General features: G+C 70.4%; 22 protein-coding genes. 10 read left to right on the plus strand and 12 right to left on the minus strand.

Annotated elements, in window-relative coordinates; genetic code table 11:
* The first annotated feature begins 91 nt into the window (after positions 1–91).
* The 3 genes from ACVMYR_RS28715 to ACVMYR_RS28725 all read left to right on the plus strand — a co-directional run bounded on the left by ACVMYR_RS28715 (position 92) and on the right by ACVMYR_RS28725 (position 2,226).
* Positions 92–364, plus strand: a complete 273-nt coding sequence (locus tag ACVMYR_RS28715; RefSeq protein WP_457123281.1) for a helix-turn-helix domain-containing protein — start codon at positions 92–94, stop codon at positions 362–364.
* Positions 365–389: 25 nt separating this feature from the next.
* Positions 390–1,184: an IS630 family transposase gene (locus tag ACVMYR_RS28720; protein WP_457123340.1), complete on the plus strand. Its 795-nt coding sequence runs from the start codon at positions 390–392 to the stop codon at positions 1,182–1,184.
* A gap of 109 nt (positions 1,185–1,293) precedes the next feature.
* Positions 1,294–2,226 (plus strand): alpha/beta hydrolase fold domain-containing protein, encoded by a 933-nt coding sequence (locus tag ACVMYR_RS28725; RefSeq protein ID WP_457123282.1) that lies wholly within the window; start codon positions 1,294–1,296, stop codon positions 2,224–2,226.
* Between the two features lie 126 nt (positions 2,227–2,352).
* Here ACVMYR_RS28725 and ACVMYR_RS28730 read toward each other — a convergent pair whose 3' ends face one another.
* The gene (locus ACVMYR_RS28730) at positions 2,353–3,594 is read right to left on the minus strand and encodes an IS701 family transposase (protein ID WP_457123283.1); all 1,242 of its coding nucleotides are present in this window, start codon (positions 3,592–3,594) and stop codon (positions 2,353–2,355) included.
* 118 nt (positions 3,595–3,712) lie between these two features.
* Between ACVMYR_RS28730 and ACVMYR_RS28735 the strand changes: the two genes are divergently transcribed.
* Positions 3,713–4,601, plus strand: a protein-coding gene (locus tag ACVMYR_RS28735) for an IS5 family transposase (protein WP_457123284.1) whose coding sequence is annotated in 2 segments (ribosomal slippage) — positions 3,713–4,072 and positions 4,074–4,601 — 888 coding nt in all. Because the reading frame shifts where the segments join, the coding sequence is not laid out codon by codon here.
* Positions 4,602–4,699: 98 nt separating this feature from the next.
* On the opposite strand, the gene ACVMYR_RS28740 is transcribed toward ACVMYR_RS28735, so the two are convergent.
* The 10 genes from ACVMYR_RS28740 to ACVMYR_RS28785 form a co-directional block, all read right to left on the minus strand.
* Positions 4,700–5,577, minus strand: a protein-coding gene (locus tag ACVMYR_RS28740; RefSeq protein WP_457123341.1) for an IS5 family transposase whose coding sequence is annotated in 2 segments (ribosomal slippage) — positions 4,700–5,184 and positions 5,184–5,577 — 879 coding nt in all. Because the reading frame shifts where the segments join, the coding sequence is not laid out codon by codon here.
* Positions 5,578–5,820: 243 nt separating this feature from the next.
* Positions 5,821–6,117, minus strand: a complete 297-nt coding sequence (locus tag ACVMYR_RS28745) for an antibiotic biosynthesis monooxygenase family protein (RefSeq protein ID WP_457123285.1) — start codon at positions 6,115–6,117, stop codon at positions 5,821–5,823.
* 9 nt (positions 6,118–6,126) lie between these two features.
* The gene (locus ACVMYR_RS28750) at positions 6,127–7,671 is read right to left on the minus strand and encodes a class I adenylate-forming enzyme family protein (RefSeq protein ID WP_457123286.1); all 1,545 of its coding nucleotides are present in this window, start codon (positions 7,669–7,671) and stop codon (positions 6,127–6,129) included.
* A gap of 42 nt (positions 7,672–7,713) precedes the next feature.
* Positions 7,714–8,370, minus strand: coding sequence for an NUDIX hydrolase (locus ACVMYR_RS28755; RefSeq protein WP_457123287.1), 657 nt, complete (start codon positions 8,368–8,370; stop codon positions 7,714–7,716).
* Positions 8,371–8,542: 172 nt separating this feature from the next.
* Positions 8,543–9,457 (minus strand): SRPBCC family protein, encoded by a 915-nt coding sequence (locus tag ACVMYR_RS28760; protein WP_457123288.1) that lies wholly within the window; start codon positions 9,455–9,457, stop codon positions 8,543–8,545.
* 90 nt (positions 9,458–9,547) lie between these two features.
* Positions 9,548–10,303, minus strand: a complete 756-nt coding sequence (locus ACVMYR_RS28765) for an SDR family NAD(P)-dependent oxidoreductase (protein ID WP_457123289.1) — start codon at positions 10,301–10,303, stop codon at positions 9,548–9,550.
* Positions 10,284–11,885, minus strand: a complete 1,602-nt coding sequence (locus tag ACVMYR_RS28770; protein ID WP_457123290.1) for an FAD-dependent monooxygenase — start codon at positions 11,883–11,885, stop codon at positions 10,284–10,286. Before ACVMYR_RS28770 ends, ACVMYR_RS28765 begins: the two co-directional genes overlap by 20 nt.
* Complete coding sequence (locus ACVMYR_RS28775; protein ID WP_457123291.1) at positions 11,882–12,538, minus strand: dTDP-4-dehydrorhamnose 3,5-epimerase family protein; 657 nt, start codon at positions 12,536–12,538, stop codon at positions 11,882–11,884. The genes ACVMYR_RS28770 and ACVMYR_RS28775 overlap by 4 nt, the downstream gene beginning before the upstream one ends.
* A gap of 3 nt (positions 12,539–12,541) precedes the next feature.
* The gene (gene rfbD, locus ACVMYR_RS28780; protein ID WP_457123292.1) at positions 12,542–13,414 is read right to left on the minus strand and encodes a dTDP-4-dehydrorhamnose reductase; all 873 of its coding nucleotides are present in this window, start codon (positions 13,412–13,414) and stop codon (positions 12,542–12,544) included.
* A gap of 89 nt (positions 13,415–13,503) precedes the next feature.
* Complete coding sequence (locus tag ACVMYR_RS28785) at positions 13,504–14,637, minus strand: nucleotide disphospho-sugar-binding domain-containing protein (RefSeq protein WP_457123293.1); 1,134 nt, start codon at positions 14,635–14,637, stop codon at positions 13,504–13,506.
* 173 nt (positions 14,638–14,810) lie between these two features.
* On the opposite strand from ACVMYR_RS28785, the gene ACVMYR_RS28790 reads away from it, so the two are divergent.
* The 3 genes from ACVMYR_RS28790 to ACVMYR_RS28800 are packed head-to-tail and all read left to right on the plus strand — an operon-like array spanning position 14,811 to position 18,612.
* Positions 14,811–16,058 carry a glycosyltransferase gene (locus tag ACVMYR_RS28790; RefSeq protein ID WP_457123294.1) on the plus strand — a complete coding sequence of 416 codons (1,248 nt, stop codon included), beginning with the start codon at positions 14,811–14,813 and terminating at the stop codon, positions 16,056–16,058.
* On the plus strand, positions 16,058–17,416 hold the full coding sequence (locus ACVMYR_RS28795; protein WP_457123295.1) for an acyltransferase family protein: 1,359 nt from the start codon (positions 16,058–16,060) through the stop codon (positions 17,414–17,416). The genes ACVMYR_RS28790 and ACVMYR_RS28795 overlap by 1 nt, the downstream gene beginning before the upstream one ends.
* Positions 17,417–17,421: 5 nt before the next feature.
* Positions 17,422–18,612, plus strand: coding sequence for a nucleotide disphospho-sugar-binding domain-containing protein (locus ACVMYR_RS28800; protein WP_457123296.1), 1,191 nt, complete (start codon positions 17,422–17,424; stop codon positions 18,610–18,612).
* A gap of 51 nt (positions 18,613–18,663) precedes the next feature.
* On the opposite strand, the gene ACVMYR_RS28805 is transcribed toward ACVMYR_RS28800, so the two are convergent.
* Positions 18,664–21,138: an excinuclease ABC subunit UvrA gene (locus ACVMYR_RS28805; RefSeq protein ID WP_457123297.1), complete on the minus strand. Its 2,475-nt coding sequence runs from the start codon at positions 21,136–21,138 to the stop codon at positions 18,664–18,666.
* An 83-nt stretch (positions 21,139–21,221) separates the two neighbouring features.
* On the opposite strand from ACVMYR_RS28805, the gene ACVMYR_RS28810 reads away from it, so the two are divergent.
* The 3 genes from ACVMYR_RS28810 to ACVMYR_RS28820 are packed head-to-tail and all read left to right on the plus strand — an operon-like array spanning position 21,222 to position 23,558.
* Positions 21,222–21,815, plus strand: a complete 594-nt coding sequence (locus tag ACVMYR_RS28810; protein WP_457123298.1) for a PadR family transcriptional regulator — start codon at positions 21,222–21,224, stop codon at positions 21,813–21,815.
* Entirely contained in the window at positions 21,812–22,780 is a 969-nt protein-coding gene (locus ACVMYR_RS28815) for an ATP-binding cassette domain-containing protein (protein WP_457123299.1), read from the plus strand. The genes ACVMYR_RS28810 and ACVMYR_RS28815 overlap by 4 nt, the downstream gene beginning before the upstream one ends.
* 16 nt (positions 22,781–22,796) lie before the next feature.
* Positions 22,797–23,558: an ABC transporter permease gene (locus ACVMYR_RS28820; protein ID WP_457123300.1), complete on the plus strand. Its 762-nt coding sequence runs from the start codon at positions 22,797–22,799 to the stop codon at positions 23,556–23,558.
* Positions 23,559–23,573: the final 15 nt, after the last annotated feature.

Raw genomic sequence — 23,573 nt, forward strand, 5'->3', positions numbered from 1 at the left:
CGTCTTGGAACGTTGATCGTGTAATCCGTCAGTTCTGAGGATCTGTCGGGCAGGCCGTCTCTCAACGTTCGACCTTGGGAGGTGGTGGCCGGTGGGTAGACGGCCGGAGGTGTTCGTCCGGCAGGTGTCGATGGCCGAGGGGCAGCGGTTGCAGCGGATCACCCGCACGGCGAAGGATCCGGTGAAAGTGCGGGGGGCGATCGTGGTGCTGATGTCCGCCCAAGGACAGCCGGCCCCGGACATCGCCCACCTGCTGACAGCGACCGAGGACTACGTGCGGGACGTGATCCACGCGTTCAACGAGCGGGGGTTCGACGCGCTCGACCCAAAACGGGTGCGGGGGCGCACCGAGACGGATCGATGAGCAGACCCGAGACTGGATCTGTGTCATCGCCCGGTGCGACCCCCGTTTCCTCGGCCGACCCTTCTCCTGCTGGTCCCTGACCAAGCTGCGTGACTACCTGATCGACCCCGGCTACGTCACCACGATCAGCGTCGAGACCGTGCGCCGTGTCCTGCACGAACGCGGCGTGTCCTGGCAGGCCACCAAAACGTGGAAGGCCAGCACCGATCCGGACTTCACCACGAAGATGCGCCGGATCCTCGACCTCTACGACCACCCACCCGCCGACGGCAGGGTGATCTGCGTGGACGAGTTCGGGCCCCTGAACCTGCAACCCCGACCCGGCCGCGCCTGGCGACCCACCGGACAACCCGTGCGACTTCGAGCCACCTACCGGCGTGACCAAGGCGTGCGGCACATGATCGCCGCCCTCGACCTGGCCACCGGACGCCTGCACTACCGCATCCGCGACCGCAAACGCTGGCGCGAGTTCCTCAGCCTCCTCAAGACCCTGCGCCACCGCTGGCCCAACCAGCACCTCCACCTGATCCTGGACAACTTCTCCCCACACAAGCACCCCGAAGTCCGCGCCCGGTGCGCCGCCAACCACGTCGACCTGGTGTTCCTACCGACCTACGCGTCCTGGCTGAACTGGATCGAGGCCGAGTTCGCCGCCGTGCGCTACTTCGCCCTCAACGGCACCGACCACCGCAGCCACCCCGAGCAGGACGCCGCCATCGGCGCCTACATCCGCTGGCGCAACCAACACGCCCGACCGAAATCCGGATTCGCGATCAACTCCAAGATCCGCCGCCCGGATTACCCGTTCAAAGCTGCATGACGAGGCACTAGTCTGTCCGGCGACGTCCTTCGTGGAAGAAAGGTCCGGCTAAGATTGATTTCCGTACTGTAGGGCGGCATTGTCGTCCTTGGACCTGCTAGGAGATCTCATGCCTCTCGACTCGTACCTCGCCCGGCGGCTGCACCTGGTCAAGGATCTCTCGTTCGAGAACTTCGGCTCCGACGCCGAGGTCGTGCGCCGGTTCATGGAGTTCAACGCCGACCCTGCGCCGTGGAGGATGCCGGAGGGGGTGACGGTGGAGGAGGCGGAGGTGGACGGTCCGCACGGTCCCGTACCCGTCCGGGTTTACCGTCCGACGGGCGCCGAGGTGACGGCGCGCCTGGTATGGGCGCACGGCGGCGGGTTCGGGGCCGGGGACCTGCAGATGCCGGAGGCGCACATGGTGGCGGCCGAGGTAGCGCACCGGGCTACAGCAGAAGTGGTGTCCGTGGGCTACCGGCTGGCTGTCGGCGGCGTGCACTACCCGGTGCCCAGCGATGACGTGCACGCCGTATGGCAGTGGGCGAGCCGGCGCTGTGAGGTGCCCGCCGCGTTGGGCGGCGCCAGCGCTGGGGCGACGCTGGCCCTCACCTCGGCCCTGCAAAGCCGCGACGAGGGTGGCCCGCAGGCCGACCTGCTGGCGCTGGTCTATCCGCTCGCCCACTTCCCGGTGCCCGCGCTCGATCCCGCGCTGGCGGCGGAGCTGGCGGAGCTGCCGCCGATGCTGCGCCTGCTGTCGGCCACGGTGGAGGCGATGGTCACCGGCTATGTAGGAAGCGTCGACGACGTGCCGCCCTACGCGTTCGCCGGTCTGGCGCCGCTGGCCGGGCTGCCCCGGACGGAGGTCCTCGTCGCGGAGTGCGATGACCTGCGCCCCTCGGGCGAGTTGCTGGCCCGTCAGCTGAGCGAAGCCGGTGTGCCGGCCGGAGTGCGGGTGGCCACCGGCATGCCGCACGGGTTCCTCAACCGGGCGCCCTCGCTTGGCGAGGTGGACAAGACGCTGGACTATCTGGCCGGCGTCCTGGGCGCTGCCGGGAGCTAGTAGTGCTTTGTTAGGTTCGGTGGCGTTTGTTGCGGTGTAACGGTTTCACGGGTTGGTGGCAGGTGCTGCAGGCGCCGGTCCAGGTCGCGAGGAGTCGTTGCAGCTCGCGGATGACCGCATAGAGGGTCAGGCCGGAGCATCCGCTTTTAGGTCCAGACGCAGTTCGGTGACGAACAGATGCGCGGCGGTAACCAGGGTGACGTGGCGGTGCCAGCCGGTCCAGGAGCGGCCTTCGAAGTGGTCCAGGCCGAAGCCGGTCTTCAGTTCTCGATAGTCGTGTTCGATACGCCAGCGGATCTTGCCGTAGCGGACAAGATCGGCGTGACTGGTGGTGGCCGGCAGGCTGGACATCCAGTACTTGACCGGCGCGGCCTCGTCGTCCGGCCACTGAGCGATCAGCCACCGCTCGGGCAGGAGACCGTCCGGGTCACGAGCGACGCGGTGCCCAGCCGGACGGACTCGCAGGAAGATGAACTGGGAGCTCATCGTGCCTTTCGAGCCTTCCCGCCAGGTGATCGTCTCCGCAGCCTGGCGGCCGGCGGCGCGGATGTGTTCGACCAGGCTGACCGCCGTCTGGGGTAGCGCGGTTCGGTGCGGATGGGTGGGCGACCACGCCCGGACCACACCCGCCGCACCGGTTGCACCTCTGGCTTGTGAGCGAGGGCGTCGCCTTTGACCTGCATGATTGTAGCCGATCCCACGCTCGTCCAAGGCGCTGCGGAACCGGCTGTTGTCTCCGTAGCCAGCGTCCGCCGCCAGCAGCGGTGGGCGCAGGCCGTGCTCGGCCAGTTCGTCGAGCATCCCCACGACCAGCGCCCACTTCGGCCGATGACGCTCGTCCTCGGGTATCCCACAGCGGGTCCGGCGAGCGGCCACCACGGGCCGGTCCGCCTCGTCAACGGCTTGGTCGTCCCACGACGTCGGCACGAACAACCGCCAGTCCAGAGGACACGACGCGGTGTCGGTGACGGCGTGCACGCTCACCCAGATCTGACAGTTCGCCACCTTGCCCAACGTCCCCGAGTACTGCCCGGCCACGCCCGACGAACTCGTGCCGTCCTTCGGAAAGCCGGTGTCGTCGACCACCCACGCGACCGGCCTGACCACCTCGACCGCCCGGCGGGCCAGCCGTATCCGCACCGCCGCGGTGTCCCACGTAGACGTCAGCACGAACTGCTGCAACCCCTGATGATCCACCCCGAGCTGATCCGCCATCGGCTGCATCGACTTACGCCACCCGTCCAACAACAAACCCCGCAGATACATCTCACCCTTGGCCCGCTGATCCGAGCGCACCAGCGGGGTGAACACATCCGCGGCGAACGCCTCAAGCCGTTGCCGCACAACGGAAAGCTCGTCAGGGGTCACACCAACATCGAACTAGGCCGTGTTTCGTAGCGGTCAACGGCGTGGCGGTGGTCGCTAATCGAGGAGGTCTCCGGTAGTTGGTTCAGCGACCAAGCTAGAACTTCACACCGGAGACCTCGTGCCGAGCGTAGCGGCAGCGAGGCGACATGACCTGACCGACGTGCAGTGGGCGGTACTCGAGCCGTTGCTGCCTGCGGGAACGGGTCATGCTCGGCCACGCAGATGGACCATGAGACTGATCATCGACGGCATCCGGTGGCGGGTCCGGACCGGATCACCGTGGCGAGACGTGCCCGCGCACTACCCGCCCTGGCAGACCCTGTACCGGTGGTTTCGGCGCTGGCAGCGTGACGGCGTCTGGTCTCGGATTCTCACCTCGTTGCAGGCCAGCGCGGACGCGGCGGGGTTGATCGGCTGGACGGTGAGTGTGGACTCGACCATCAGCCGCGCCCATCACCACGTCGCTGGGGCCCGCCGCGACGGTCAGGCGCAGAAAGAGCCCCCCCGGTGGTGTGCAGACCGAGCCGGCAGACCACGGCCTCGGCCGGTCGAGGGGCGGCTGGACCACCAAGACCCATCTGGCCTGCGAACAAGGCCGCAAACTGATGGCCGTGGTGGTGACCGCCGGACAACGCGGCGACAGCCCACAGTTCATCCCCGTACTGGCCAGGATCCGCGTCCCCCGCACCGGTGGCGGCCGGCCACGCACCCGCCCCGACACCGCGCTGGCCGACAAGGCGTACACGTCCAAGGCCAACCGATCCCACCTGCGATCCCGCAGCATCCGCGCGTGCATCCCGAGCAAGACCGACCAGGACGCCCACCGCAAAGCCAAAGGCTCCAAAGGCGGACGTCCACCCGCGTTCGACCCCGACCTCTACCGCTTGCGTCACGCAGTGGAGTGCGGCATCAACCAGCTCAAACAACACCGCGCCATGGCCACCAGGTACGACAAACTCGCCGTGCGCTACGAAGCCACCCTCACCATCGCCGCCATCAACCAATAGCTCCGCGCCCTACGAAACACGGCCTAGCCCGAACCGCTACCGACGGCCAGCGACACGCCAACCTAACAAAGCACTACTAGGACCTGTGTCTAAGTCGGTCATAGCCATTCGTTGATCGCGGCGATGTGCACGGTGGTCTGGTAGCGCACGGCGAGCTTGTCGAAGCGGGTCGCGACGGCCCGGTGGCGTTTGAGCCGGTTGATGCCGCACTCCACGGCATGACGCTGCTTGCACCGCTCGGGGTCGAAGGCCGGGGGCCGGCCGCCCTTCGACCCCTTCCGACGCCGGTTGGCGTCCTGGTCGGCCTTCGACGGGATGGTCGCGGCGATTCCACGACGGCGCAGGTAACGGCGGGTTGGCCCTCGATTGTACGCCTTGTCGGCCAGGACCCGATCCGGTCGGGTCCTGGTACGGCCGGCGCCCACACGAGGAACCCGAATAGCGTCCAGGACCGGGATGAACTGCGGACTGTCCCCACGCTGACCAGCCGTCAACACTATTGCCAAGGGCTTCTGCCCCTGCTCACACGCCAAGTGCAGCTTCGTGGTCAACGCACCACGAGAGCGACCCAGGGCATGGTCGTCCGGCTCGACGCTGACGCCGCCGGGCGCCTCGGCCTGCAGATCCCCCTCTTCCGCGCCCCGGCAGCGTGCTGATGTGCCCGAGCGCTGGTGGAGTCCACGAACACGTCCCAGGTGATCCACCCGACCGCGTCGGCGAGGACCTGCAACGCGGTGAGGATCCGCTGCCAGGCCCCATCGCGTTGCCAGCGCCGAAACAACCCGTACACCGCCGACCAGGACCCGTAATGCGGTGGCACGTCCCGCCACGGGGCACCCACCCGGACCCGCCACCGGATCCCGTCGATCAACTGCCGCCTGGTCCATGACGACGGTCGACCCGGCCGCTTCGACACGAGCAACAACGGCTCCAGCGCCGCCCACTGCACGTCGGCCAGGTCATGCCGCCTCGTCACCGCTAGGGTGTCCACGAGGTCTCCGGTTTCCGGTTCTGCTTGGTCGCTGAACCATCTACCGGAGACCTCGCCACACCTCGATTACCGACACACGAAGATCCTCAACTCAGCAACCCACGCCCTGGCAACGACTTCGACACAGGCCCTGAGTGCATTGTGGTCCCCGGTGCCGGTGCCGGTGCCGGCAGCGGGGACCAGCGGCACCGAGCACACCTCGCCCTCGCCCCGTGCTCCGACGAGCTTTCAGCGAGCGGGTTCCTCAGTCCGCACGACCTCGTACATCGCCCGTTCGAAGGTGGCGAGCTTGCGCAGCGCCTTAGCCTTGTCGAGGAAGCCGGGGCCCTCCAGCGCGGCCTTGTGGTGCTCGCGGCTCTCCCACTCGGCGACCTCCACGAAGACCGCCGGGTCCTGTAGGGAGCGCAGCAACTGGAAGCGCCGGGCGCCGGGCTGCACCCGCATGTGCTCGGCCAGGTCGGCATGGACCTGCTGGAAGCGTGCGGCGTCGCCGGTGACGGTGACCTTGTTGATGAGAGTGATCATGTCGCTCCTTTAGATGGCGGGTGGCACCGGCTGCGAGCTGCCGGGGTCCTCATGCAGACGGCGGCCGATCTCGCGCCGCCGGATCTTGCCGAAGTCCGAGCCGGGTATCTCGGCGACGACCGCGACCCGGCGTACGCGTAAGGGCTCGCCGAGCTGGGCGTTGACCTCCGTGGCGATCGCGAGTGCGGCGGTGTTGCCGCTTCCCGCGGTGGGGACGACCACCAGCGCCGGCACGTGGCCCAGGATCTCGTCGGGGAAGGGCACGACGACGCAATTCCCGACGCCGGGATGCGCCCGGAAGACCGCTTCGACGTCGGCGGGAGCCACCAGCTGGTTGCCGGTCTTGAACAGGTCGTCCACGCGGTCCTTGAGGTAGAGCAGCCCGTCCTGGTCCTGCAGCCCGGTGTCGCCGGTGGCCAGCCAGCCGTCCACGCCGGCCCGCCCCGGCGGCGTGCCGTGCCAGTAGCCGCTGGTGACCTGTGGACCGCGGACCTGAACCTCGCCGCGGACGCCCGGTGGCAGCGGCTCTCCCATCTCCAGGTCCACGATGCGGCACTCGGTGCCGGCAACCGGTGGGCCGACCGACTCGGGCACAGGCCGCGCCCGGATGCCGGAGTGCGTCAGCGCCGAGGTCTCGGCCATGCCGTAGCCCTGCAATACGGGCACCCCGAGCTGGGCGGACAATACCGTCGCCACCTCGGGGTCGAGTGCGGTGCCGCCGGTGCGGACGACTTGCACCGACCGGGCCCGCAACCGCAGCACCCGCGGGTCCCGGGCGAGCCGGGCTAGCTGGGCGGGCAGCGCGTAGAAGATCTGCGCACCGCACTCCTCGGCCAGCTCGAAGGCGGCAACGGTGTCCCGACCGGGAGCCAGCGTCTGCGTGGCACCGGCGTGCACGGCGGCACCGAGATGCATGAAGTGGAACAGCGGGAGGTGGTTCAGCACGCGGCCGAATGTGCCCAGTTCGTGCGCGTCCGCGGTCTGCGCCGCGTTCGCCAGCAGATTGGCGTGCGACATAACGACGCCCTTGGGAGTGCCGGTGGTGCCGCTGGTGAAGTGGATGTACGCGGCGGCGCCGGGCTGCGGTGCGGCGGGCGCCGGGCTGCCGATGGGCGCGGAGGCCAGGAAGTCCGCCCACGTGCACGCGCCGGTCGCGTACGAGATCACGGGTGCGCCGGGCGGGGCCAGGTCGTACAGCCGCTGGTCGAGCACGGCCAGGCCGATCTCCGCCGCCGTCAGCTGGTGCGCGAGGCTCTCGCCGGTCAGAAACGGTGACAGGGCCACAACCGTACGCCCGGCGCGCAGCGCTCCGAAGTACGCCACGGCGAACCGGGGGTCCAGCAGAGGCATCAGGCCGACGGTGGTCCCTGGAGCGGTCGTGAAGGCTGCGGCGGCACGGTCCGCGGCAGTGTCGAGTTCACGGTAGGTCATCCGGACGTCGCTGGTAACGACGGCGTCTCGCGAGCCGTGGCGTAGGGCGGCGCGGCGTAGCAGCGATCCCAGGTCGCCCGTGGGGGAGGCCTCGAGCGTGGAGCGGGTGATCGAGGTGGTCATGGTCCGTCTTTCGTCGTGGGGGACCGGCGGGGCCGGTGCGGGTCAGCGCAGGTGCAACAGGCCCCGGGCGGCGGCCCGGGCGCAGGCGGCGAGGGTGAAGCCGTCGTCGATGCCGTTGCCGATCAGCCGGCCCAGCTTTGCCGGGGAGTGAACCTCGATGTGGCTGATGCCCTCGTCGTCATCGGGTACGTGGCAGCGGACCGCATCGGCGTAGAACAGGTGGGCGGGCGTGGCGTGCATCCCTGCGTCGGAGTAGACCGCGCCGAGGTGATGCAGCTCGGTGGCGTGCGCGCCGAGTTCCTCGTGCAACTCCCGGCGGGCGTCCTCCTGCGGGGTGGACCCAGTGGTGCCGAAGCCACGCGGCAGCTCGAGGTGCCACCGACGGGTCGCGTGCCGGAAGTGCCGCACCAGCGCGAAGCCGTCGCCGATCCGCGCCAGGATGACCACGCCGGGGGTGTTGCCGGGCGTGAAGGTCCGCACATAGGTGTCCCGCCGGCCCCCGTCCAGCCGCACCGGGTCGCGCACGACCACCAGGTGCGGATCCGTCACGAGGACACCGATTGGGCCGCTGGGGCAGCTGTACGCGGCAGTGTCGGCCGGGCCGGGGATGCGTACGGTGGCGTCGGCCGGCTCGCCGAACAGCTCGGGCAGCCAGTCACGCAGGTCCCAGTAGCGGCGGATCGCGTCGGTGCCGAGCATCGGAGGAGCCTTTCGGTGCGCCGGTTCGGGGATGGCGGTTAATGACGGGCCGCCAGGTCGGGCGGGTGAGCCCAGCCCGGCGGCCCGTCCGTGACCGTCGGCATGGGTTGCACGGCGGACGGCCACGGTGGGGCGCCGGGTCCGGGTGAGATCCGGCGCTGCGGGCCTGCTGTCAGTGCGCGGCGCGTTCCTCGACGAAGGTTTGCGCGTACCGCAGCGTCTGCAGGGAGTTGGTGCTCAGCACCCGCCGAAGGTACTTGCGGGCGTCCTGCACGGTGGTGCCCTCGCCCAGCGCGCTCAGGGCCGACGGCTTGATGGTCGCGGTGTGCCGAGCCTCCACCGTAACTCCCTCGGGGGTCTCGGTGAACCGCCAGTGACCGGTGTGTGCATCCAGCAGGACGGGCAGCTCGATCTGCTTGTAGACGATCAGGTCGGGCTGGCAGACGCGCACCGAGCGAGTGGTGTGCCCACGGCCGTCCGGCGTGACGGTGTCCATGTCGAAGAACTGGATGTTCTTGACCTCCTCGGTCATTGTCAGCTTCGACACGTGCGGCACGCGGCTGGGCCACTGGTCGGCGGCGTAGAGGAACTCGTAGGCGTCCTCCTTGCGCCCAGCGATGAACAGCGGGTCGGCGAACGAGATGACTAGCTGCTCGAGCTCGGCGGCGCGACCGGCCACGGCGACCAACTCGTCGAGCTGGCGCTGCGAGCGCTCGGCGACGACAGCCGGGTCGCCCGTGGTGTTGTGCTCCACCCGGACCCGGGTGCTCGTCGGAGAGAGCTGCTCGAACGACCACCGGACCTCGTCACGGTCACCGGGCTCGCCCTCGATGTTGTGGGCCCGAATGCTCAGGCCGTCCCGGTCGAGGGTGCGGCGTGAGGTCCAGGTACGCACGGTGGTCCCGTCGAGCGCCCAGCGCCGTACCAGGTCGCCGTCCGCATGCGTCTGCAGGACCTTGGCGTGCACCCCGGCGGTGAAAAGCTGAGGCCACCGGGTCGCGTCGGCGACGAGGTCGAAGACCGTCGCGGCGGGCGCCTCGGCAACGGCTTGCTGGCGGATGGCGGCGGACTGTTTCGTGGACGACATCGCATGGTCCTTTCGGATGATCTGCGCGATCGCTCGCGTTGCAACGACCCTGTCACCGGCGGTGGCAGAATCGCTCGAGGCCCAGTGGATTCACCGGCCGCCACTGACCGTGATGTTCTCGCCGGTGAGGTTGCCGTTGGCCGCCGAGCACAGGAACACGGCGACGGCGGCGACGTCGCCCGGCGTGCTCAGACGCCCGGTCGCGGTGCGTGAACGCTCCGCCAGCCGGACTGGCTCCGGCAGGTTCGCCAGGACCCCGTCGGTGCTGGTCAGGCCGGGGCTGAGCACGTTGACGAGGATGCCGTGGGGCCCCGTGTCCCAGGCCAGGCTGCGGGCCAGCCCGTGCAGCGCGCTCTTACCCGCCGCATAGATCTCCTGGCCGCGCTGGCCGTGCACGGTGACATGCGAAGACACCAGGGCTATCCGCCCCCAGCGCCGCGACCGCATGGCCGGGAGCACCGCCTGTACGAGCCGGACGGTGCCGTGCAGGTTGTCCTTGAGCAGTCCCTGCCATTCCGCGGCCGGGAACTGCTCGAACAGTTCGTCGCCACGTCGCCGCCCGCGGCGCAACGCGTTGGCGACCAGTACGTCGACCCCGCCCCAGGCCCCGGTGACGGCTTGCACCAGCCGGGGCGCGTCGTCCGGGGCGGCGATGTCGTAGGGCAACGCCAGCGCGCGGCCGGCCCCGCCCAGCTCGGCGGCGAGCGCCTCGGCCTGTGCGGCGTTGCGGTTGTACGTCAGGGCGACCCGGGCACCGGCCGCGGCGAAGGCTTCGGCGGTGGCCCGCCCGATGCCCGAGGCGGCCCCGGTGACGAGCACCACCCGGTCAGCGAGTCCCAGCTGCATGCCCGTCTCCGGCGTTCGCTCGGTGAGTCACGGTGTTGATCAGGGCGACCGCGGCGTCGTCGGTGGTGTCGCCCCGCGCCGCCAGATAGCCGTCCGGACGCACCAGCACCCACCCGTTCGCCGGGATGCCTAGATCGCTGCGCAGGGCTCCGGTCCGGTCGTCGAGTGCCGTCACCCCGTCCCCGCCGGTGGTCGTGGCCGAGACCTGCAGCCACGGCCTGTGCAGCGCGGCCAGCTTCGCCCAGCGCTCGTCGTCGCGGGCCACGACTAGGTGCCATCCGGGCGTCCGCAGCCGGTGCAGGAAGTCGCGCCAGCCGGGCTCCGCGGCGCGTCCGGGATCCACGCCGGTAACGCGCTCACCGGCAGCGGGTCCGGCCCCGGCGTCCGGGCCGATCAGGGAGCCGTCCCGGTAGCGCAGGTTCAGCGCGGACATGTTCGCGATGATCGAGGACTCGATCCGCCGGCGCAGCGGCCCCGCGGCGCGGATGACCGCGAAAGCGATCGGGAGGCCGATGCCCGCCATGGTGTTGCGCAGAGCCACCAGCTGGGTGGCCTTGCGCGTCGAGCCGAGCAGGGCCCGGCCGACGGGCACCCGCTCGGCCGAGTACGTTTCCAGCAGGCCGGCTGCGGCGTGCCCGTGCACGACCAGCGCGAGCTTCCAGGCCAGGTTGAAGGCGTCCTGAATGCCGGTGTTCATGCCTTGGCCCGACGCGGGGCTGTGCACGTGGGCGGCGTCACCGGCCACGAACCGGCGCCCGGCCTGCATCGCTGGCACCATGCGCTGCTGGATGCTGAACACCGACACCCAGTGCGGCCGGTGTACGGTGACCCCGCGGCGCAGCGCGGTCCGCAGCTTGCCGGCGAAGCGCTCAGCCACCCGGTCGGGATCGCCGTCGTAGGAGACGTCCACGGTGTCCAGCAACCGCCAGCGACCGGTCTCGGGGAAGGGGATCGCCATGACCGTGCCCTCGCCCGCCTTGATCCAGTGGATGCTGTCCTGCGGCAGGTCCATGTCGACGTCGCAGTCGGCGATGAGCCACGTCTCGGTGGAGTCGCCGAGCAGCGGCAGACCCAGGTGCTTGCGCACGGTGCTGTGCCCGCCGTCACAACCCACCAGCCACGGTACGGTCACCCGCTCCTCGCCGCCGTCGGGGCGCCGCAGCGTCGCGTGGACCTGACCGTCGCGTTCCTCCGACGCCACCAGTTGGGTGCCCCACTCGACGTCGACGCCCCGCTCGTGCACTGCGTCGCGCAGCACTTCCTCGGTCGTCATCTGCCCGAGCATTAAGGTTCGGGGGAAGCGCGTCGGGACGGCCGAATAGTTGGGCCCGAAACGGGCCAGCTGCCGCCCGCGGTGATGCATGGTGAAGTTCTGGATGCTGCGTGCCCGCTGCCGCAGATCCTTCAGCACCCCCATCTGGTCGCAGATCTCCAAGGTCCGCGCGTGGATTGCCAGCGCCCGGCTGGTCGTCGCCGGGCCCGCAGCTGCGTCGACCAGGCGCACCTGGACGCCGTACCGGCTCAGTTCGTGGGTGACGGTGAGCCCCACCGGGCCGGCGCCTGCGACGAGGACGTCCGTCATGTCCTGCTCCTTTGCCGTTCGACGGAATACGTGGAGGTGGTGACGGGGTCCCGGGCCGGGGTGCCCGGCGCCCGGCCCGCTGCCGTGGCGCTGTCGCTGTAGATCGGCAGCAACCCCGCCCGGCGGGCCTGCTCGAGGGAGGGTGCGTTGGTGTCCTTGGCGGACACGACGGCCGGGACGTCCTCGGGCCACGGCAGGCGCAGCTCGGGGTCGAAGGGGTCGACCGCCCGCTCGCGGCCAGCGACGTAGGGCGTAGAGCACAGGTACATCACCGTCGCGCTGTCGCTGAGTGCCATGAACGCGTGGCCCAGGCCTTCGGGCAGGTACACGGCGTCCCACCGGCCGTCGCCGAGCAGGACGCTGTCCCACTGGCCGTAGGTCGGGGAGCCGACCCGCACGTCCACGACGACGTCGAGCACGGTGCCGGCCACACAGGTCACGTATTTCGCCTGACCGGGCGGCACGTCGACGAAGTGCACGCCGCGCACCACGCCCCGGCGCGACACCGAGCAGTTGGCCTGGGCCAGCGGCAGTCGGCGTCCGCTCGCTTCCTCGACCGGCTCGGCGCGGTACCACTCGACGAAGGTGCCGCGGTCGTCATGGTGCGGTTCCAGCGGTAAATGCCAGGCGTCCTGGACGCGAAGGGGTCGCATCTTTCACCTTCCGAGAGGGGTGAGCGGGTACGCGTGCGCTTGCGCGAGCGACGGAAACGCGTCTTCTAGCGCGGTGTGCCAGTCCCGGATGCGACCCGCCGCAGCGGGCCCGTCTGGCCGGAGCACCGAGTACCGGGGACGCGCGGCGGGGCGGGTCACGGCGGACGCGGGGACCGGCCGGACCCGGCCGGGATCGGCACCGGCGAGCCGGGCGAGGGCGCGGGCGAAGTCGTACCAGCTGGCGCTCCCGGCGCTGACCGCGTGGTGCACACCGCCGGGAGCGCCGCTGTCGACGAGGGCGATCAGCCAGCGGGCCAGGTCCCGTGACCAGGTGGGCTGCCCCACGACGTCGTCGATCACCTCGAGCTGGTCGCGCTCGCGCAGGCCGGTCAGGATGGCCTGCACGAACCCGCGCTGACGGATGCCGTAGAGCCAGGCGGTGCGGACGATGTGCGCGCGCTCGCCCAGGGCGGCCCGGACAGCCCATTCCCCGGCGAGCTTGCTCCTGCCGTACGCCGACAGCGGCGTCGTGCCGGCGTCGTGCGGATAGGGACTGCTCGCCCGGCCGTCGAACACGTAGTCGGTCGAGACGTGCACGAGCGTCGCCGATCCGGCCCGACACGCGTCGGCGAGCAACGCCGGCCCGAGCCCGTTGACTGCGAACGCCGGTGCCGGGTCCCGTTCCGCACCGTCGACGTCGGTCCACGCCGCGCAGTTGACGACGACGTCGTGACCAGCAACGGCCGCGCGGGTCGCCCGCTGATCGGTGATGTCGAGGTCGGCGTGCCCGGCCGCTGTGACGTCCTGGCCCCGCAGCGCGCGCACCAGCTCGGTGCCGAGCATGCCGGTCGCGCCGGTGACCAACCACTTTGTCATCCGGGCCTCGCCTTCTTCTCGTCGGTGCGCCGGGGCGGCCGGCGCTTGCCATCGTGGCTGCGCGGACTCGAAAGCGGCTCAAGGCTTCCTCACCCGGCGGCGAGCGCCTCCAGCGCCGGCAGGACGGCGCTCGGTGCGGGACGCCCGGCCGCTTCCCGGGCGAGGGCCGCTGCGGCTTGCCGGAACCCGCCGCCGGTCAGCAGCTCGGTGACGGCCTGGGCGATCTCGGCGGGACCGGCACCGGACCCGACCGACCGGGCCACCCCGGCCGCTGCCAGCTGCTCGGCATAGACGGCGGTGTCACTGGCCTGCGGTAAGATCAGCTGCGGCACGCCGTGCACCACGGAGGTCAGCGCGGTGCCCGGCCCGCCGTGGTGCACGGTGAGGTCGCAGCCGGCCAGCAGGACGTCCAAGGGCAGCCACGCCGCAGCGCGCACGCGCGCGGGCCGCGGCTCCAGCTCGGAGACCACCTCCGACCCTGCGGCGAGCACGATCTCGACGTCCAGCTCGGCCACCGCGCGGACGACCCTGGTGACCAGCGCGGTCAGCTGAGCAGCGAAGACGGTGCCGAACGTGACGCACACCCGGGGCCGGGTCCGGGGGGCGCTCAGCCAGCCCGGGACCAAGCCGGCCCCGCCAACGGGCACGTAACGCATCGGCAGGGCCGGTGGCGCATCCGACAGTTGCAGGCTGGCCGGGCAGACGTCGATGACCGCGTCGGGACCGGGCAGACCCGCCACGCCGTACGCCGCCAGCTCGGGCCGCAGCTCGTCCTGTGCGGCCCTCGGGTACGCCCGAGACGTCGCTAGGCCCCACTGGTGCTCCACCCACGGGATGCTGTGGCGGGCGGCCAGGATCCGCCCGGCGTACTCCGTCGGCTCGCTCACGATCAGGTCCGGCCGGTACTGCCGTACCAGCGTGCCCAGCCGGTCGAGCACAGTCGCGGCCAGCCGGGCGAACCCGCGGCCACTGCGCTCGAGCTTTTGCTCCGGGTCCGTGGGCCAGCCGATGGGCGCACCGGCGCGGTCGAAGCCCATCATGCGGCCCATCGGTACGGGAGGGGCCGAAGCAGCGGCATTGAGCCCCAGACCGGCGGCCACGGCGGCGAAGTCCGCGGGAGCGGCGAACAGTACGTCGTGGCCAGCGGCCCGGGCCGCTCGCGCCAACGGGACCAAGGGGAGGAGGTGACCGTACATCGGGGCGGTGGTGAACAGTATTCGCATGCGCCGACCGTAGGGCCGTCCTCGGCCGGGCGAAACGGCTCGCCGCCTGCCTCGACGGCCGCTCCACCGGCACTTGAGCGATCCTGCCGCCCGCAGGGACTCCAATGAGCGGGCCCACCCCCGGCAGGGTCGGTCGTTCCCCGCCGCCGGGGACGACCCATTGAGGAGAAGCGATGCGCCTGCTCTTCACGACCTTTCCGTCACCGTCGCACCTCTATCCCATGGTCCCGGCCATGTGGGCGTGCCGGGCCGCTGGTCATGAGGTGCTGGTCGCCAGCACCACGGAGCTCGTACCAGCGATGCGCGGTACCGGCATCGCCATGGCGGAGACCGGCCGCGACCGCGACCACACCGAGACCATCCACAACCCCCGCCTGGCTGGCTGGCACGAGCAGAGCCGCTGGCCCGAGGACTGGCCGCTGCGCCCCGGCGAGCTCGACGCGGATCAGCTCGCCCTGCTGGCCAACCTGGGCCGCCGCCAGGTCCTGACCGCCGAATCCATGCTGCACGGACTGCTCGGTGTGGCCCGCGACTTCCGCCCCGACGTCGTTGTGCACGACGCGGTCAGCTATGCCGGCCCCGTCGTCGCCGCAGTGCGCGGAGTGCCCAACATCAGTCACCTGTGGGGCAGTCCGGGACTGCAGCGGCTGGAGATGGCCGAGCTCGGCGACAAGCCCGAGGACAGCTACGTCGCCCTGTTCGACAGGTACGACGTCGCGGTGCGGACGTGGCCGACCGGTTGGCTGGATCCGTGCCCGGCGCCCCTGGCCCTGCCGGTCGACGCGGCCGGGCACCTGCAAGTGCGCTACGTGCCGTACAACGGCAACGGCGTCCTGCCCGCCGGCCTGGCCGCCCACCACCCGCGCCGGGTGTGCGTGACCTGGGGCGCCACCACTGCCAAGCTGATGGGCGGCGCGATGGCCGGGTTGTTCCGGATGTCGGTCGACGCCGCCGTCGCCGTGCCGGGCACCGAGGTCGTGGTCGCCACGACCGCCGAGCAGCGGGCCCTGCTCGGGGACCTGCCCGACGGGGTGCGGGTGCTTGAGTCCGTGCCGCTGCACCAGCTGCTGCCCTCCTGCGCGGCGATCGTGCACCACGGCGGCGCGGGTTCGACCATGACCGCTGCTGTGCACGGCTGCCCGCAGCTGATCATCACCCGCCGGCCCGAGCCCACCCTCAACGGCAGCCGACTAGCCCGCACCGGCGCCGGCCGGCACCTGACCTACGACGAAGTGCCCGACGGCCCGGCCGGCACCGAGCTGCTGCGGGACCACATCGCCGCGCTGCTCGGCACCTCCGGGCACCTCGCCGCCGCCCGTGACCTGGCGGCTGCGATCGCCGCTCAGCCCAGCCCCGCCGCGGTGGTGCCCGCGCTGGAGGAGTTGGTCGAGCGCTACTCACCCTCTGGAGGATCTAGGTAATGCCCGCTGACACGATGACCCGTATCCGCGCCATGCGCCGGGGGGAGGGGTATCTGCCGTCCCTCACCGGTCTGCGGGGTTTGCTCGCCGTGATCGTCTTCGGCACCCACTTCATCGGCCTAGGCCTGACCTTCGACGAGACCTCGCCGTACCAGTCACCCACCCACCATGTCCTTGAGTGGCTGTTCTCCCGCAGCGGCTGGGCGGTCAGCGCCTTCTTCATGCTCAGCGGCTTCGTGCTGACCTGGATCAGCAAGCCCGACGAACGGGCGCGCACGTTCTACCAGCGCCGGTTCGCCAAGATTTATCCGGTCCACTTCGTGACCACCGTGATCGCGATCTTCCTGGTCGCGTGGACCTACGCCGTCCCGGGCTGGCAGGTCGTCACCCGGCACGTGTTTCTGGTCCAGACCTGGTTCCCCGACCAGTTCTCCTACTTCGGGCTCAACGGGGTGAGCTGGTCGCTGGCCTGCGAGGCGTTCTTCTACCTGTGCTGGCCGTTCCTGGTACCCGCGATCGCGCGGATGACTACGCGTGGCGTCTACATCACCATCGCCGTGTGCACGGTCGTCTCCATCGGCCTGCCGGCGCTCGTCGGCAAGACCTTCGCCCTGGCCAGCCCGCCGCAGTTCGAGATGGTGCCGACCGAGGCGTGGGGAGGGCCGCTGCAGTACTGGTTCGCCTACGTCTTCCCGCCGGCACGCCTGCCTGAGTTCGTCATCGGCATCGCGTTCGCCATCCTCATCCGCCGGGGCAAGTGGTTCTCTATCGGCGCCCCTGCGGCGATCGTGCTGTGCCTGGTGGCGTGGGCGCTCAACATGAAGGTCGACAATTACCTCAACACTCACGCCGTCATGATGATCCCGCTGGCCCTACTGGTCAGCGCGCTGATTATCGCCGACCGCGCGGCCGCCTCCGACACGCCGTCCCCGGCCTATCTGCGCTGGTCGCCGTTGCGGGGCCGGGCCATGGTCTGGTTCGGTGAGGTGTCCTTCTCGTTCTACGCTACCCACCAGTTGGTCGTCGAACAGCTCGGCACCCGCATCTGGGTCTACGGCAACAAGTGGGGCCTGCTGCCCGGCGACATCGTCTGGCCGTGGTACGGCGTCTTGGGCATGTGGTTCCTGCAGTTCGCGGTTGCCCTCGGCGTCGCCTGGGTGCTATACCGCACGATCGAGGTGCCGATGATGCGGTTGCTGCGCCCGCGGGACGGCCGGCGGCTGCGGTCGGCACCCGAGGGAGAGCTGGCCCCGGCGGCGCCCGTGCCGCCGGACGGTGACAGTGCCGCGGCGCAGGTGCTTGCGAACGCCGGCGGCATCTTGGCGCAGGAGCCGTCCGCCCCGGCGGCGGGGCGGTGACCGCGATGCGCGTGCTGTTCACTACCTCAGCCTGGCCGACCCACTACTTTGCAGTGGTGCCGCTGGCCTGGGCCGCCCGCAGCGCCGGCCACGAGGTCCGCGTCGCCTGTCAGCCGTCGATGGTGCCGGTCGTGCAGTCCTCCGGGATGGCGGCCGTGCCGATGGGTCCTGATGTCGACTTTCTGGCCATCCGGAGGGGAACCATCGCGGCCGAACTGGCGCAGGGGGGCCCGCCAGCGGAGGGACCGAACCTGTCCAGCGGCAAGATGACCCCGGTGTTCGACGCCTTCCAGGCGGCGACGCTGTCCAATGTCGACGACGTGATCGCCTTCGCCGGGCAATGGCGGCCCGATCTCATCGTCTCCGACACGATGTCCCCAGCCGGGCTGGTCGCCGCGCGCACGTTCGGGGTGCCGGGCGTGCGGCACCTGTGGGCGCCGGACATCCTCGGCTCGACGCTCGGCGCGCGGATCATGTCGGTGCTGCCGGGATTCTACGAGCCGTACGAGCAACGTGGCCTGCACATCGACGGTGACCCGGCGACGCTGACCGTTGACCCGTGCCCGCCCAGCATGCAGCCGCCCCCGGTCAACCGGCGGCAGCTGCGCTGGGTGCCCTACAACGGCATCGGCATAGCCCCGTCCTGGCTCTTCGAGCCCCGCCGCAAGCGCCGGGTACTGGTTACCTGGGGCACCTCGACCACGGGCACGGCGGACACAGCGGCGATGCTGTTGCCGCGCATCCTCACCGCGCTGGGCAGGCTCGACGTCGAGGTCGTCGCCGCGGTGACCGAGGCCGAGCGGCACCTCGTCGAGTCCCGGGAGAACGTGCGGATGGTGCAGGGAGCGCCCCTGCACCGTTTCATGGACACCTGTGACCTCGTGGTGCACCAGGGCGGGGCGAGCACCATGCTGACAGCCGGCTACCACGGTGTGCCGCAGGTGGCGTTCCCCTACCTGCCCGAGCAGGTGAAGGACGCCGGCGCTCTGGTCGGCACCGGCGTGGCCACCCAGGTCCCCGCCGAGAAGGCGGACCAGGAGCGCGTGGACGAGGCCGTCGGCAGCGTCCTCGGCGCGGAACGGTTCCGGACCGCGGCACTCGCGCTGCGCGACGAGATCCACGCGCAGCCGGCCCCCGCCGAGGTGATCGCGGACCTGGCCGCTCTGGCCCAGTCGGTCGGTGTCACGCGCCGCTGACCCACCCGCGCCGTCCGGTGCCGCTGCGACCAGCGGCACCGGACGGCTCTCTCATTGCTGCAGCAGGAGGCCCAGATGATGCGCGGTGGGTCCGCTCCCGCCCGCGACCTGTGCGGGCGTGCCCTCGTTGACGATCCGGCCACCGTCCTCGCCCCCGCCGGGGCCCATGTCGACGACATGGTCGGCCACGGCGGCAAGGTGCAAGTCGTGCTCCGCGACGACGACGGTGTTGCCGCCAGCGAGCAACGCGTCGATCGCATCCACGATGCGCTGGATGTCCGATGGATGCAGACCTGTCACCGGCTCGTCGAGCACCACCAGCCCGGCGCCGCTGCCTTTGCCGCTGCGCAGCAGGGCGTTGGCCAGTTTGAGTCGCTGGGCCTCACCGCCGGAGAGTTCGACGGCCGGCTGACCGAGACGCAGATAGCCCAGACCGGCGCGGCGCATCGCATCGAAGGTCTGGCGCAGCTGTCGCGACTCGTGGAAGAAGTCGTACGACTCCTCGACGGTCAGGTTGAGCACTTCGTCGAGCGCGAGCCCTTGGTACGTGACCCGCAGCACCTCTTCGGTGAACCGGCGGCCCTGGCATACCTCGCAGGTGACCCACGTGTTCGGCAGGAACTGCATGTCGACCAGGCGTTTACCGTAGCCGGTGCACGCTTCGCAGCGGCCGCCGGCGGAGTTGGGGGAAAACGTCCCGGCGGTCAACTTGCGGTTCTTCGCGGCGGGGGTCGCCGCGAACAGGGCCCGGATGACGTCGAACGCCTTGGTGTAGGTCGCCGGGTTGGACCGGGGGGTGCGGCCGATCGGATCCTGGTTGACGACCGTCACCGAGGTCAGCGCGGACGTGCCGGTGATCTCGCGGACGGCGCTGGCCGGGCGGTCCTCCAGCGCAGCCGCGACCCCGACGGCCAGGGCGGCGTGCAACAGGCTGCTCTTGCCGCTGCCGCTGACGCCCGTGATGCAGGTGAGCGCGCGCAGGGGGATGCGGGCCTGCTCGACGCGGACGTTGTGGACCGCGACGCCGCTGAGTGTCAGCCAGTCGGTGGCGGCACCGACCGGCCGGGTCGTGGTGCGGGTCAGCCGGGGCCCGCGCCGGGCCAGGTAGCGGCCGGTGACCGAGTCCGGGTTGGCCGCAACGGCGGCGGGCGGGCCGGCGGCGACCACCCGGCCGCCGTCGCGGCCCGCGGCGGGCCCGAGATCGATGATCCAGTCCGCGGCGCCGATCAGCTCCGGATCGTGCTCGATGAGCAGCACCGTGTTGCCAGCGTCGCGCAGCCGCTCGATGATCGCCAGCAGCGGCGCTTTGTCCGCGGGGTGCAGCCCCGAGCTGGGCTCGTCGAGCACGAAGATGATGCCAGACAGCGGCGTGCTCAGCTGAGCGGCCACGCGGGTGCGTTGCAGCTCTCCGCCGGACATCGTGACGGCCGTGCGCTCGAGCTGCAGGTGACCCAGGCCGAGCTGGTCGAGCAGGTCGAGCCGGTTGACCAGGCCGGGCAGCAAGGTCTGGGCGGCATCGTGCTGCGCGCCGGTGAGCTCGGTGCCCAGCTTTTGCGCCCAGGCGGTCAGAACCCGGATCCGGGCCGTGGTGACCTCGGGGAAGGACAGTCCGGCGAGGCGCACCTCGTTGGCCACCGGCCCGTAGCCGCTGCCGGCGCAGTCCGGGCAGGGGGTGCGCTCAAGGAACGGCAGGTAGCGCTCGCGGGCCCCCTCGGTGCCGGCCGCGTCGAACAAGCGTTGCACCTCGGCGATCGCCCCGCGCAGGGGGTCGTTGCGCCGGATCGTGAGCGCCGCGCCCGACTTCTTGGTGCTGCCGGTGATCAGGACCTCGACCGGCGCGTCGCCGGTGCCGTGCAGGACTGCGTCGCGGAAGGAGACGGGCAGGTCCTGCCACGGCCGGTCCAGGTCGACGCCGTCGCGCTCCGCCAGCGCCCGGACCGACGTGAACTCGCCCGTGTATGCCTTGGCGAACCAGGGCGACGCCCCCTCGTACAGCGGCAGTCCGGGGTGGGGAAACAGCACCTCTGCTGTCGGCCTGTACGTGGCTCCGGCGCCCTTGCAGACAGGACAGTGTCCCTCCGGGGCGAAGCGGTCAAAGTGGGCCGGCGTGAGTGCCCGCAGCCCCGCATCGCTGCCCGCCGCCAGGCCCGGCAGCCGGGAGTAGAGCAGCGAGAGGTAGTTGTCGAGCCCGGTGAGCGTGCCGACGCTGGACCGCGCGCTGCGGTTGAGGCGGCGCTGGTCGACGGCGAGCGTGGCGCCCAGACCGGTGATCTCATCGACGATCGGGCGGTCCTTCGGGGTGATGAACTGCCGGACGAACGGCGTGATGCCCTCCAGGTAACGCAGTTGCGCCTCGGCATGCACAGTGTCGATGGCCAGCGACGTCTTGCCGCTGCCGCTCACGCCCGTGAACGCGACGATGCGGTTGCGAGGGATGGTGACGTTGATGTCGCGCAGATTGTGCGTCCGCGCACCACGTACCTCGATGCGTTCCGTGGTTGTGGGCAGGTCGGTGTGGGCCGGCATAGCGTCTCCTCGCTCGGCTGGGGGTGGCGTTTGACGTTTGCGATTAGAAACATGATACTAATACCGTGAATCTAACACGGCTGATGGTGCTGGGCCTGCTCGCCAGCGCCGGCCCGCGGCACGGTCACCAGATCCGACGCGATGCGGAACTTACGAATGTCAGCAACTGGGGTGGCGTCAGCGTCGGTGCGATCTATCGGGAACTGCGCACCATGGAGGAGGAGCAGCTGGTCAAAGCAGTCCGCACTGAAAAGGTCGGCAACCGTCCGGCGCGCACGGTCTACGAGATCACCGGCGACGGCACGCAGCAGCTCGAGCGGTTGCGCGCCCAGGCGATCTGCGACATCCGCTTCGGCACCGATGCGTTCGGCGTCGCTCTGCTCTTCGGCCGCACATCGGGACCGGGGCAGCTCGTCCCGCTGCTGACCGAGCGACGACGAGCGCTGACCGAGACACGCGACGCCATCGCCTCCGAGAGCCGCACCCTGTTCGACGGAGGCATCATCTCCGAGCTCGACGTGGTGCTCTTCCGCCGCCGCCAGGGGCAGCTCAGCCAGGAGCTGCAGTGGCTGGACGAGCTTGAGGAGTACATCGCGCGACTGCTGCCCGACATCGGGGACGACGGCAAGGAATTACCGGCAGCACCGACGAATACCACCGAGGAGGACCCATCATGACCATGATCGAGGCACGTGACCTAAAACGGACCTACGCCAGCAAGCAGGGTGCCGTCGACGCGGTGCAAGGAGTGAGCTTCGACGTCCAGGACGGCGAGATCGTCGGCTTCCTGGGCCCCAATGGGGCGGGCAAGACCACCACGATGCGAATGCTGACCACCTTGCTGCGCCCGACCTCGGGCCGGGCCGTGGTCGCCGGGCACGACCTGCTGCGCGACCCGCTCGGCGTCCGCCGCGAGATCGGCTACGTCGCGCAGGGCGGTGGCTCGCATCCGGCAGACACCGTGATGGAGGAGCTCGTCCTGCAGGCGCGGCTCTACCGGATCGGCCGCGCCGAAGCCGTGCGGCGGGCCGAGCAGGTCGCCGACTTCGTCGACCTCGGTGAGCTGAAGGACCGCTTCACCGCGACCCTGTCCGGTGGCCAGCGGCGCCGGCTCGACGTAGCCCTCGGTCTGGTGCACCGGCCACGGCTGATCTTCCTCGACGAGCCGACCGTGGGACTCGACCCCACGAGCCGCAACAACATCTGGTCCTACATCCGCCGGTTGCGCGACGACCTCGGGACCACGATCTTCCTTAGCACGCACTACCTCGACGAAGCCGACGCGCTCTGCGACCGCGTGCTGATCATCGACAAGGGTCGCATCGTCGCCGAGGACAGCCCGGAGGACCTCAAGCAGCGGGTCGCCGGGGACATCCTCGTGATCGAGACGGCCGACGAGACGCAGGTCCCGGTCGCGCTGGCCACGCTGGCCCCGCGCGATGACATCCGCGACGTCACCGTCGACGGTGCGACGCTGCGCGTCGGGCTCGAACACGGGGACCAGTCACTGATGGCCTTCATGCGGCTGCTCGACGCCGCCGAGGTCAAGGTCGTGTCGGTGCGGGTGGAGCGACCCAGCCTCGACGACGTCTTCGCCGCCATGACCGGCACGGCCGCCGTCCGCGTCACCGCCGCCGCCTGAGCACGGGAGGAACTTCATGAACACCGTCACCGATACCATCCTCATCTACCGCGAGCAGCTGAAGTACCAGCTGCGCCACAAGGTCGGCATCATCTTCGGGCTCGTACAGCCGATGCTCTACCTGCTCCTGTTCGGACCGCTGCTGAGCAAGCTGTCCGGCTCGCCCGGTCTCAGTGACGACAGCAGCTGGCAGACCTTTGTGCCGGGAATGCTGGTCTACCTGGCCCTGTTCGGTCCCGGCTTCGCCGGCTTCAGCGTCATCGCCGACGCGCGGTTCGGCGTCATCGAGCGCATGCGGGTGACGCCGGTGAGCCGGCTGGCACTGCTTCTCGGCCGGGTGCTGCGCGACCTCACCACGCTGCTGGTGCAGTCGGTGATCATCTGCGTGGTCGGCTTCGCGCTCGGGCTGCGCACCTCACCGGGCGGCCTGATTCTCGGCCTGGTCATCATGCTCGTGCTGGGCGCCGGGCTGTCGGCGCTGTCCCTGGCCCTCGGCCTAATGCTCAAGGCCGAGGACCAGTTCGCGCCGCTGATTACCTCCGCGACGCTGCCGGTGCTGCTGCTCTCCGGGATCCTGCTGCCGATGCAGCTGGCGCCGCGCTGGCTGGACATTGTGTCGCACTTCAACCCGCTGCGCTACGTCGTGGACGCCATCCGCGCCGTTTTCAGTGACTCGTGGTCGGCCGCCACGCTGCTCTACGGCGCGGCGGCGGCGGTAGCGCTGGCCGTCATCTGCATCACCATCGGTACGCGGACCTTCGCACGCGAGAACGCCTGACGGACCCGCTGTACC

It is taken from the genome of Micromonospora sp. PTRAS2 (assembly GCF_054052245.1).